The 11,355-nt window shown below is 69.3% G+C and carries 9 protein-coding genes; 1 reads left to right on the top strand and 8 read right to left on the bottom strand.

Features of this window, described 5'->3' with window-relative positions; all coding sequences use genetic code 11:
- Nucleotides 1-112 precede the first annotated feature (112 nt).
- From OG892_RS30510 to OG892_RS30495, 4 genes are all read right to left on the bottom strand, one after another.
- Entirely contained in the window at nucleotides 113-790 is a 678-nt protein-coding gene (locus OG892_RS30510) for a response regulator transcription factor (RefSeq protein ID WP_073737699.1), read from the bottom strand.
- Nucleotides 787-1,950 carry a histidine kinase gene (locus tag OG892_RS30505; RefSeq protein WP_328865199.1) on the bottom strand — a complete coding sequence of 388 codons (1,164 nt, stop codon included), beginning with the start codon at nucleotides 1,948-1,950 and terminating at the stop codon, nucleotides 787-789. The genes OG892_RS30510 and OG892_RS30505 overlap by 4 nt, the downstream gene beginning before the upstream one ends.
- Nucleotides 1,947-2,465, bottom strand: a complete 519-nt coding sequence (locus OG892_RS30500) for a DUF1453 domain-containing protein (protein WP_328865200.1) — start codon at nucleotides 2,463-2,465, stop codon at nucleotides 1,947-1,949. Before OG892_RS30500 ends, OG892_RS30505 begins: the two co-directional genes overlap by 4 nt.
- 184 nt (nucleotides 2,466-2,649) lie before the next feature.
- Complete coding sequence (locus OG892_RS30495; RefSeq protein WP_073737702.1) at nucleotides 2,650-4,770, bottom strand: type IIA DNA topoisomerase subunit B; 2,121 nt, start codon at nucleotides 4,768-4,770, stop codon at nucleotides 2,650-2,652.
- A gap of 439 nt (nucleotides 4,771-5,209) precedes the next feature.
- On the opposite strand from OG892_RS30495, the gene OG892_RS30490 reads away from it, so the two are divergent.
- Nucleotides 5,210-5,443, top strand: coding sequence for a hypothetical protein (locus OG892_RS30490; protein WP_024489001.1), 234 nt, complete (start codon nucleotides 5,210-5,212; stop codon nucleotides 5,441-5,443).
- Nucleotides 5,444-5,546: 103 nt separating this feature from the next.
- Here the strand turns inward: OG892_RS30490 and OG892_RS30485 are convergent, their stop codons facing one another.
- From OG892_RS30485 to OG892_RS30470, 4 genes are all read right to left on the bottom strand, one after another.
- A complete protein-coding gene (locus tag OG892_RS30485) occupies nucleotides 5,547-6,377 on the bottom strand; it encodes a trypsin-like serine protease (RefSeq protein ID WP_073737703.1) in 831 nt (276 codons plus the stop codon).
- A 130-nt stretch (nucleotides 6,378-6,507) separates the two neighbouring features.
- The gene (locus OG892_RS30480; RefSeq protein WP_073737783.1) at nucleotides 6,508-8,055 is read right to left on the bottom strand and encodes an RNA polymerase sigma factor; all 1,548 of its coding nucleotides are present in this window, start codon (nucleotides 8,053-8,055) and stop codon (nucleotides 6,508-6,510) included.
- 322 nt (nucleotides 8,056-8,377) lie between these two features.
- Complete coding sequence (locus OG892_RS30475; protein WP_274535163.1) at nucleotides 8,378-9,262, bottom strand: FadR/GntR family transcriptional regulator; 885 nt, start codon at nucleotides 9,260-9,262, stop codon at nucleotides 8,378-8,380.
- A gap of 181 nt (nucleotides 9,263-9,443) precedes the next feature.
- Nucleotides 9,444-11,339, bottom strand: a complete 1,896-nt coding sequence (locus tag OG892_RS30470; RefSeq protein WP_073737705.1) for an ATP-binding cassette domain-containing protein — start codon at nucleotides 11,337-11,339, stop codon at nucleotides 9,444-9,446.
- Nucleotides 11,340-11,355: the final 16 nt, after the last annotated feature.

Below are 11,355 nucleotides of genomic sequence, written 5' to 3'. Positions count from 1 at the left end.
GCTTCCTTCTCCACCGAACAACTCCCCTTGTCCACGGACCACTTCGGCCGCGTACCCAAGAATGGTCAGATCGGGAAGATCCCGGGCACTTCATTCGCGAGACTTCACCTCTTCAGGTGAAGGATGTGCCGGGCGGCTGTGCGAGCCCCCGAACGTACGCATAGCGGACCGCCTGGGCGCGGTCACGGAGCCCCGCCTTGGCGAACAGGTTGTTGATGTGGCTCTTCACGGTGGCCTGCGAGATGTGCAGGCTGCGGGCGATCTCCGCGTTGGACAGCCCGTCGGCGATCAGGACGAGCACCTCCGCCTCGCGCGGGGTCATCCCGTCGGGCAGCTCCGGCTCAGCACCCGCGGCCGGCGGCAACGGCCCCGTGGTGACCTCCTCCAGCAGCCGGCGCTGCACGGCGGGCGAGAGCCCGACCTCGCCCGAGAGCACCGCCTCGATGGCCCGCACGATCTCGTCTCCCCCCGCGTCCTTGGTGAGGTAGCCGCGGGCCCCCGCCCGGAGTGCCGGGAAGAGTGAATCGTCCTCGGCGAAGGTCGTGAGCACGACGACCTGGGTGGCGGGATGGTTCTTGCGGATCCGGCGCGTCGCCTCCACACCGTCGCAGCGGGGCATGCGCAGGTCCATCAGGACCACGTCCGGGGCGCGCTCGGCCACCAGGGCGACGGCCTCTTCCCCGTCCTTCGCCGATCCGACCACCTCGATCCCGGGCAGCAGGCCCAGCAGCATGACGATTCCCTCGCGCACCACCGACTGGTCGTCCGCCACCACCACCCGCGCGGTCACGCGGGCACCCGCAGATTCACCACGAACCCCTCCTCGCCGGGACCGGCCTCCAGCGTGCCGCCGAGCAGTTCGGCGCGCTCCCGCATTCCCAGCAGACCGTATCCGGAGCCACTGACAGCGAGGTCGCCCTCAGGACCTCTGCCGCCCGAATCGCTTACCTCCAGGGCGATTCCGTCCGGCAGGTACTCCAGCCGTATGAGCACCCTTGCGCCCGGCGCGTGCTTACGGACATTGGTCAGCGCCTCCTGCGCGACGCGCCGCACCGCCTGCGAGGCCTCGGCGGTCAGCGCCCGGCGCTCCCCCTCCACCCTGACCTCGGCCGGCTCGGCCGCCACCAGCTGCCGCAGGAAGTCCTCCACCGGCGACACCTCGCCGCGCAGGGCGGAGAGCGCCTGGCGGGTCTCCGCAAGCCCCTCACGGGCCATGGAGCGGGCCGCGACCACCCGCTGCAGGACCTGGTCCCGGAACTCCCCCGCAGGCTCCCTCTCGATCAGCAGCCGCGCCGCCTCCAGGTGCACCAGCTGCGCGGAGAGGCTGTGGGCGAGCACGTCGTGGATCTCCCGGGCGATCCTGGACCGCTCGTCCAGAGCAGCCGTCGCGGCCTCCGCCACCCTCGCGGCCCGCTCCTGCGCGAGAAGCCGCGCCGCGCTTCCCCGGGCCTCGGCGTCCAGACGCAGTACGTAGCCCGCGAGGCAGAGCCCGGCCGTAGTCACCGCCGTGGACGGCCAGTTGTCGGTGTCCACCACGGCGTACGCACCCAGCGCCACCGCCGTGGACGGGATCCCCGCGACCAGCGGCAGCCGCTCCAGAGCCGTGACCGCACAACCGCACCAGAGCACCACCGCCGGCACCGTGGCCCCGGCCTCCTGCGCCCCGAACGCCGCCAGCATCAGCAGGGCGAGCGTGCCCAGCGAAAGCCAGAGGCGGTTCTCCAGGCTGACCCGGAAGAAGGCCACCGCGAGCACCGCGCAGCCGAACACGCCGATCAGGCCGACCGCGATCTCCCAGGGCTCGAACAGCCCGCCCGTGAACGTCCCCCAGAGCATCACCGTGAGCAGCCCGGCCCGTACGGACCACGCGATGGCGACCCGCGGACGGGTGCGCTTCTCCCGCGAGAGAGCCTCCCGTGAAGGCCAGCTCGTCCATGAAGCGGGGGTCACACACGGTCCTTCCATGCCTGCCGGAACGGCGCGCGGTCAGCGGTATCACCGTACGACGCCGGTATCCCCGCGGCCCGCAGGGCCAGCACCCCGCTGCGCACCAGCAGCGTCACCGCGAGCGCCATCATCAGGGCGGAGCTGCCCTGATGTACGCCCAGCGCCGCGGCCGCCCCGTAGAGGGCCACCCTCAGTGCCAGGCCCCCGGTCCAGACGTAGGCCGTGGCCCTGGTCCCCTTGCTCCAGAGAGAGCCGTCCTCCCCGCGCCACAGCCGGGCCGTCCACCCCCAGCCCGCGCCCGTGACCAGCCCGACGACCAACTCGGCTCCCAGGATGACGATGGAGAGCATCTCGTGGTCCCGGTCGACGAGTCCGGGCTCGCGCAGCGCCATGACGAGCAGGATGCCGGGCAGGACCCACCAGCGCCGGTCGCCGGAGATCCGGCGGGCCGAGCACTGGCGGACCACGACGAGAGCGATGACCGCGACGATCACCAGGACGTTGACGAGCCCGGGCATGGAAGCCTCCGAATTTCCGATCAGCGGGAAGTTCTGCGACTCCGACGCTACGGAAACAGCCAGGTCAGGGGATCGGCTCAGGGGTTGAACGTGGGTGGAGCCGTCGTCTCCACCCAGGGGTGGAGACGACGGCTCCGGTGTCGCGTGGGCCGGTCGAACGGGCCGGTCCCGCGGGGCCGCGGGCTCAGACGTCGATGCGCGAGCGGTCCAGCGTGGCCGCCGAGCTGGTGATGAACTCCTTGCGGGGTGCCACCTCGTTGCCCATCAGCAGATCGAAGACCTGCTCGGACGATTCCAGATCACCGATGTTGATCCGCCGCAGGGTGCGGAAGCGCGGATCCATCGTGGTCTCCGCCAGCTGGTCGGCGTCCATCTCGCCAAGACCCTTGTAGCGCTGGATCGAGTCCTTGTACCGGACGTTCTTGCGCTGGAGCTCCAGCAGGCGCGTGCGCAGCTCGTTGTCGGAGTACGTGTAGATGTACTTGTCCTGGCCCTTCTTCGGCTGGACGAGCTCGATCCGGTGCAGCGGAGGCACCGCGGCGAAGACCCGCCCCGCCTCGACCATCGGCCGCATGTACCGCTGGAAGAGCGTCAGTAGCAGAATCCGGATGTGGGCGCCGTCCACATCGGCGTCGACCAGCAGCACGATCTTGCCGTAGCGCGCGGCGTCGATGTCGAAGGTCCGTCCGGACCCTGCTCCTATGACCTGGATGATCGCGCCGCACTCGGCGTTCTTCAGCATGTCGGAGACGGATGCCTTCTGAACGTTGAGGATCTTGCCCCGGATCGGCAGCAGAGCCTGGAACTCGCTGTTCCGGGCCAGTTTGGCGGTGCCGAGCGCGGAGTCGCCCTCCACGATGAACAGCTCGCTGCGCTCGACGTCGTCACTGCGACAGTCGGCGAGCTTCGCGGGCAGCGAGGAGGACTCCAGAGCCGTCTTCCGGCGCTGCGCGTCCTTGTGCTGACGGGCCGCGATCCGGGTGCGGGCGGCTGCCACCGCCTTCTCCAGGACGGCCCTGGCCTGGGCCTTCGCGTCGCGCTTGGTGGACGTCAGGAACGCCTTGAGCTCCTTGGCGACGACATTGGCGACGATCCGGTTGGCCGCGGAGGTGCCGAGCACCTCCTTGGTCTGCCCCTCGAACTGGGGCTCCGCCAGCCGCACGGTCACGACCGCGGTGAGGCCCTCCAGGGCGTCGTCCTTGACGATGTCGTCCTCGGCGACGCGAAGGATCTTCGCGGAGCGGAGCACTTCATTGACCGTCTTCGTCACCGAGCGTTCGAAACCGCTCACATGAGTGCCGCCCTTGGGCGTGGCGATGATGTTGACGAAGGACTTGAGGGTGGTGTCGTAGCCGGTGCCCCAGCGCATCGCGATGTCGACGACCAGCTCCCGGGTGACCTCGGTCGCCGTCATGTGGCCGCGGTCGTCGAGCACGGGCACGGTCTCCTTGAACGTGCCCTGCCCCGTCAGACGCAGAACGTCGCAGACCGCCTTGTCCTGGGCGAGGTACTCGCAGAACTCGCTGATCCCGCCGTCGAAGCGGAACGTCTCCTCCGTCTTGCCCTCTCCGTCCACGCCTCGCTCGTCGCGCACGACGATGGTGAGGCCGGGGACGAGGAAGGCCGTCTGGCGGGCCCGCTGGTAGAGCGTGTCCAGATTGAGCTTGGCGTCCTTGAGGAAGATCTGCCGGTCGGCCCAGAACCGCACCCTCGTACCGGTACGTGTCTTCGGGACCCGCTTGCCCTTGAGCAGCCCGTTGGCCGGGTCGAAGGGGCTGTCCGGCCCCTGCTCGGTGAAGATGCCGGGGACCCCGCGGCGGAAACTGATCGAGTGGGTCGCGCCGTGGAGGTCGACCTCCACGTCGAGCCGGGCGGAGAGGGCGTTCACGACGGAGGCGCCCACGCCGTGGAGACCGCCGGAGGCGGCGTACGCGCCGCCTCCGAACTTGCCTCCGGCGTGCAGCTTGGTCATCACGACCTCGACGCCCGACAGGCCGGTCTTGGGCTCCGCGTCGACCGGGATGCCCCGGCCGTTGTCACGGACCTCGACGGAGTTGTCGTCGTGGAGGATGACCTCGATGTGGTCGCAGTAGCCGCCGAGGGCCTCATCGACCGAGTTGTCGATGATTTCCCAGAGGCAGTGCATGAGGCCGCGGCTGTCGGTGGACCCGATGTACATCCCGGGGCGCTTGCGAACCGCTTCGAGCCCCTCGAGTACGAGCAGATGCCGCGCGGTGTAGTTGGAACCGTCTTGGTCTGCTCCGGTCAGCAGCGCAGTGGACGGCACGGACGTATCGGCGGTCACGCGGTTCGCTCCTCGCTGAATTTCATTTGGGGCCCAGTGGGTAACGGGCTCGGCTTCGGTTGCCGCTGAGAGGGTACCGAGGCCTGGTAGAGCGGGTGTAACGCCACCCTAGGAGAACCCTCACACTAGTCCAGCTTCGCATACACGTTCGATCCCTCGTCGGAGTGACGTGCACATCACGTTCCCTTCCAGGCATGAACCATTTAGGCTCCGGGCACGTCCTCATGAACAAGCCGGCAAGCCAGCCGGTCGGACGGACCGACCAAAGACAAGCAACGCGAAACCGTAGCGCCACGCAATACGGCACATTCGCCGCGAACCGGCAACAGACAGCCTTCCTGAGAAGAAGTTTCGAAGAAAAGCCACGAGCGGGAACGTTTTCGGCCTGGTTGGATGTTGACCCTGGTACGACAGCTCGTCGAGCTAGAGAAGAGGCGACGTGACTACTGTTCTGACCCCCGCGAGCCCGCTGACCGCAGCAGACCGCTGTGACCGTTGCGGCGCCCAGGCATACCTGCGCGTCGTCCTGATCAGTGGCGGTGAACTGCTCTTCTGCGCCCACCACGGTCGCAAGTTCGAGCCGGAACTCAAGAAGATCGCCGCGGAAATACAGGATGAGACGGACCGACTGACGGCCGTGCAGGCCCAAGCCGCCGAAGAGGAACAACACTGACACCTCGCATCCACGACGAGCCAGGGGCCGGTCCTGTACCGACCGACGGGCGGCTCCCTCCACCGGAGGGAGCCGCCCGTTCTCGTACCCGGAGCCGGTGACGTCAGTCGGCGTCCGCCATCCACCCGATGGCGGCGGAGATCCGCGTATAGACGCCGGGGCTCCCGGCCTGGCCGCAGCCGGCCCCCCAGGACACCAGCCCCACAAGCCGCCCATGGGCCACCAGGGGCCCTCCGCTGTCGCCCTGGCAGGCGTCGTACCCGCCCTGCGGTTCGCCCGCACAGAGCATCGCTGAGGCCTCGTACGTGCCGTTCCTGCCGCCCGGGTAGGCCTCCTCGCACGAGCTGTCCGGCAGAATGCTCACGTTCGCGGACCGGAGTGACGAGGCGTAGTCACCGTTGCCCGTGGTGTCACCCCAGCCGTAGACGACCGCGGCGGTACCCGCCCGGTACCCTGCGTCACCGGCTTCGGCCATCGGGATCACGTCCTGCTCGGGCAGTGCTTCGGCGAGGGTCAGCACGGCGACGTCCCCGCTGTTGGTGGTGGCGTCGAACCCGGGGTTGACCCACGTCCCGCTCACCGCGATCTCCTTGCCGCCGGAACCGTTCAGCTCGTTCCGGCCGGAGATGATCCGCAGATCGCGCACCTGGCCGACATCGGTGCCGAGCGCCTCACGGCTGAGGCAGTGCGCGGCTGTCAGCACCTTCTTCGGCCCCACCGCCACGGCGCCGCAGAACTGGCCGGCGCGGGCATCCCCGAACCGGCTGCGGCTGGAGAGCGCCACCACCCACGGACTGTCCTTGACCTGGGCGGGCTGCCCCCCGATGACGATGCTGTCCGCGACCGCCGAGGCGGGGGACGCTAGCGGTATCACGGCCGCGGCGGCAGTGAGGGCAAGCGCCCCGGTCATGGTGCGGACGACGATACGGGACATAGGTACTCCTGACTCTGTGATGGACCATGCCTACCCAGAGTCATCGCGCCGACGCCGATCCGCACCCCCACATAGGCCGAGGGCTCGCATCCCCATGGGATGCGAGCCCTCGTTCCGGGTACTCCCCGACCTAGTCGAGGTAGTCGCGCAGCACCTGCGAACGCGACGGGTGACGCAGCTTCGACATGGTCTTGGACTCGATCTGGCGGATGCGCTCACGCGTCACGCCGTAGACCTTGCCGATCTCGTCCAGCGTCTTCGGCTGTCCGTCGGTCAGACCGAAGCGCATGGAGACCACACCGGCCTCACGCTCGGAAAGCGTGTCGAGCACCGAGTGCAGCTGCTCCTGGAGGAGCGTGAAGCTGACCGCGTCGGCCGGGACGACCGCCTCGGAGTCCTCGATCAGGTCACCGAACTCGCTGTCCCCGTCCTCACCCAGCGGGGTGTGGAGGGAGATCGGCTCACGGCCGTACTTCTGGACCTCGATGACCTTCTCGGGGGTCATGTCGAGTTCCTTGGCCAGCTCCTCCGGGGTGGGCTCGCGGCCCAGGTCCTGGAGCATCTGGCGCTGCACGCGCGCGAGCTTGTTGATGACCTCGACCATGTGCACCGGGATACGGATGGTGCGGGCCTGGTCCGCCATGGCGCGGGTGATCGCCTGCCGGATCCACCAGGTGGCGTACGTGGAGAACTTGTAGCCCTTGGTGTAGTCGAACTTCTCGACCGCGCGGATCAGACCGAGGTTGCCCTCCTGGATCAGGTCCAGGAAGAGCATGCCGCGGCCGGTGTACCGCTTGGCCAGCGAGACCACGAGACGGAGGTTGGCCTCCAGCAGGTGGTTCTTGGCGCGGCGGCCGTCCTCGGCGATGATCTCCAGCTCGCGCTTGAGCTTCGGCGCGAGCTTGTCGGAGTTCGCCAGCTTGTCCTCGGCGAACAGGCCCGCCTCGATGCGCTTGGCGAGCTCGACCTCCTGCTCGGCGTTGAGGAGCGGGACCTTGCCGATCTGCTTCAGGTAGTCCTTGACCGGGTCGGCCGTGGCGCCGGCGACGGCGACCTGCTGCGCAGGTGCGTCGTCCTCGTCGTCGTCGGAGAGGACGAAGCCCTTGTTCTCGCCCTCGCCCTCCTCTTCCTCGCCCTTGCCGGCCTTGACTTCCTCGGCCGCGTCATCGCCGTCGAGGGCTTCGTCGTCCTGCTTGCCGGCCTTCTTCGACGCGGTCTTCTTGGCCGCCGTCTTCTTCACGGCGGTCTTCTTGGCAGCCGTCTTCTTGGCTGCCGCCTTCTTCGCAGGGGCGGCCGCGGTGGCGTCATCGGCCACCACGTCCACGGTCTCGGCGGACGGGGCGGCGGTGGCCGCGACGGTCCGCGTCACGGTCGTCTTGGCCGCGACAGTCTTAGTGGCGGTGCGCTTGACCGGGCTCTTGGCTGCGACGCTCTTGCGGGCGCGCTTCGACGGCTCCGCGGCACTGACCATCAGCGTCACACCCTCTTCCTCGAGGATCTGGTTGAGGCTGCGCAGAACGTTCTTCCACTGGGTTGGCGGAATCTGGTCAGCCTCGAAGGCCCGACGCACGTCATCGCCGGCGATCTGCCCATCAGCCTTTCCCCGCTCGATGAGCGCCATCACAGATTCGGACTCGGCGATCTCCGGCGGGAGCGTACGGGATGTGCTGGCCGACACGAACAACCTCTCGGAACGATGGAAACGGCTTCCGGCCCGGCCCAGGAGAGGGCTGAACCGACGACCGTCGGCTGGGAATGTGCCAACGGCGCGGGCTATGCCTCAGAACTGCACAGCACACTGAATGGCTGCTGTATTCCTTCCGCGGCGGTCACCTCTTAAGTCATCGCGCTGTTTCGAGGAGTGTTACGCCCAATCCGCGTGGCCCGAGTCACACCCCATTTCCGGCGAACGCGACCAGGGGCGACATCCCCCCACAATTGTGCCGCCGGACCGCGGGGGCCCGGCGGCACACGGCCGGCACACCCGCCCGGTGCCGCGCTCAGTGCTGCTCGCGCGGCGCGGGGACCACCGGTTCGGCCGACTCCGTCTCCACCTCCAGCGGAACCGTGAGCAGCTGACGCATGGCCGATTCGGCGCCCGCGGAGTCACCGGACGCGAGGGCGTCGACGATCCGCGCGTGATGGCCGAGCGATCCCTCGTTCGGGCGGTCACAACCGGTCACCGGCCCACCCGAGACATGCAGGGCTGCGGAAACGATGCCGGAGAGGTGCTCCAGCATGCGGTTGCCCGCGGCCTGGATCAGCAGGGCGTGGAACTCGGCGTCGGCACGGGCGCAGGTGATCACGTCGCCCTGCCCGAGCGCGTGCCCCATGATCTCGACCATGTCGACGAGGCGCTGCTGAAGATCATCCCGGCCATGGCCCGCAGCGAGGCTGGCGGCCAGCGGCTCGATCGTCCACCGGAGCTCGTTCAGCTCACGACGCTGGTCGTCGCGCTGCGGGCCGAAGGCACGCCATTCGATGATGTCGGGGTCGAGCAGATTCCAGTCACTGACGGGCCTGACCCGGGTACCCACATTGGGCCGGGCGCTCACCAGCCCCTTCGCCTCCAGCACACGCAGCGACTCCCGTACGACGGTGCGGGAGACCTCGAATCGCTGACCGATCTCCTCCGGCACCAGGGGGCGGTCCGCGCCCAGGTCGCCGGAAACGATCATCTGTCCGAGCTGCTGGACAAGTTGGCCGTGCAGGCCTCGGCCGCGGCTGGCCGATCCCCGCCGACCCACCCTGCCGAGCTCATTGTCGGTACCGCTCCAGGAACGAATGGCGGCACGCTCGCCGGCCGGCGCGTCCGCGTAGGGGTAACGGTCGAGTTCGCCCGAGCCGGCGAGGCCGGAGTCGGCAGTGCGGGCGGCGGTCATCATGGTGTGCGCAAGGGTACTCACGCATCCTTTGTCGGCGCGGCTCAGCCGCCCCTTGAGGTCTTTGGTGAAAAGCACACGAAAGGGTGATCGGCACCCGCTTCCCAATTGACGCCTTAGTGGTATAAAACGGGCATTTCAAATGGAGTTGTGGGACTTTTGGCGCTCCGGCGCCGCCGTGCGATCACCAACGCACCCTGCCGCGAACGCTGGTGAACAGATACGCGCAGATCAGGACCGACAACGACAGGGTCAATGCGGTCCCCACCGGATGGGCCACGACCCGCATCGCCGCCAGCACCCACCGGTCCGTCTCGTGCGGCCAGTGCGGCCACGCCAGTTCCCGCAGCCGCCCCGGAAGTCCGGTCATCGAACGAGCGGTCGGCGCCTTCGGCATCCGCTGGACGAGCGGAACCATCAGCACCGGAACGGCAAGCACCGCGGCCACACCCGCCGCCGTCACCCGGAAGATTCCGGCGGCCAGCAGTCCGGCCCAGGCACAGCCGACGGTCAGGCCCGACCAACTCACGCCCAGCGACATCACATTCTGCGGGATCCGGATCAAGTCGCTGCCGTACACGAGACGAAGAGACGCCGCCGAGGCCACTACGACAAGCAGGGCGAGCAGCAGGGCCACGCCTGCGGACACCACCAGCTTGGCAAGAAGCAGCCCGAGGCGGCGGGGTACGGTGCCACGGCCGGCGGCGAGCGCGGGATACCGGAACTCGTCACCGAAGGAGAGCGCCCCGAGCAGCCCGGCGCAGATCGCGGCGGGCGGCAGCGGGAGCAGGGACGGCCAGGCGGCAAGCACGTTGGGCAGCGGCGTACGGCCGTCGCGGGCGAGCAGCACGGAGATCCCGGCCGACGCGACCACGGCGACGGCCATGATCAGTGCCGTGGTCCTGACCCCGAAGAGCCGGCGCAGTTCGTAACGCACCGGGCGCAGCGGACCACGGGCGGGACGCCGCCTGATCGGCGGCGGAAGATCCGGCCCTGCGGCGTTGGGGGCCGGTGAGCAGCCCTCTGCCCTACCGGGGTCGGGGCCGGCGGTAACTGCCCTGTCGGGACCTGATCCGACGGGATTTGGCCCGTCCGAACCGGTCCCGGCGGCCTCTGCCTCGCTCAGTCCGTTCCCGTCTGCCCCGTTCTCGCGGCGGGCGGGGCCTCCGGGAACCACGTGGCTGACGGCCGGGCCCATGTCTCCGACCTCGTCCGCGAGCTGGTGAACGGGAAGCCCGTGCCGGAACGCCGTGTCTCCGATCTCCGCGCAGCTGCTGCCGTAGACGGAGAGCCGGCTGCTGCTCGCCTCGGTGACGACCTCGACGGAGCGCCGGGCCGCCCTTGCCTCGCGGCTGACGACCGCGGCGAGCCGGGCGGCGTGCGGGGAACGGACCGCGACGCGGGGGCGGAGCCGGGTGCGCGCGAATTCGACGACGTCCTGATCCGCGACGAGCCGTCCGCCGTCGATGGACACCACGCGCCCCGCCACCTGCCCCGCGGCCCTCGCGGCCTCCTTGGCGTCGCTGGTGGTGTACAGCACGGTGCCGCCCCTGGCCGCATGGGATCGCAGCACCCCGTGCAGCCAGTCGGCCTCTCGCACGTCGAGGCCTTCCGCGGGTTCGTCGAGGATGAGCGTGTGCGGGTCACCGAGCAGCGCGGACGCGAGGGCCAGCCTGCGGTCCATGCCCGGGGAGAGCGAGGCGATGCGCTGGTCGCCGAGCCCGGCGAGGCCAACGGTGTCGAGGAGTTCGTCGGCTCTGGACGCCGGGACGCCCGCCGCGGCGCAGAGCATGCGGAGCTGCCCCCGGGCGGTGCGGACCGGGTGGCCCGGTACGTCCCCGAGGACCACTCCCACTTCGCGGGCGGGTTGCGCGACGCGGTGCAGCGCTCTGCCTCGGAAGTAGGTGATCCCCCGGCCCGGATCCAGTTCGAGCATCAGTCGCAGGGCCGCGGTCTTGCCGGAGCCCGGCGCGCCCAGCAGGGCGGTGACGCAGCCGGGGCCGGCTTCGAACGTGAGGTCGTCCACGGCGGGCTGAAGTCCGCGGTGGCGGGCGCTGGTGAGTCCGATGGCCTGGAGCATCGCTTCTCTCGCACGA

The sequence above is a fragment of the Streptomyces sp. NBC_00341 genome (assembly GCF_041435055.1).
Classification (GTDB): Bacteria; Actinomycetota; Actinomycetes; order Streptomycetales; family Streptomycetaceae; genus Streptomyces.
Note: the sequence above shows the minus strand (reverse complement) of the source record. Positions and strands in the feature narration are given on the sequence as shown.

Excerpts from the sequence above, each read along its gene's own strand:
- OG892_RS30485 (WP_073737703.1), bottom strand. The coding sequence starts at position 6,377 with ATGTCCCGTATCGTCGTCCGCACCATGACCGGGGCGCTTGCCCTCACT.
- OG892_RS30500 (WP_328865200.1), bottom strand. The coding sequence starts at position 2,465 with ATGCCCGGGCTCGTCAACGTCCTGGTGATCGTCGCGGTCATCGCTCTC.
- OG892_RS30470 (WP_073737705.1), bottom strand. The coding sequence starts at position 11,339 with ATGCTCCAGGCCATCGGACTCACCAGCGCCCGCCACCGCGGACTTCAG.
- OG892_RS30475 (WP_274535163.1), bottom strand. The coding sequence starts at position 9,262 with ATGATGACCGCCGCCCGCACTGCCGACTCCGGCCTCGCCGGCTCGGGC.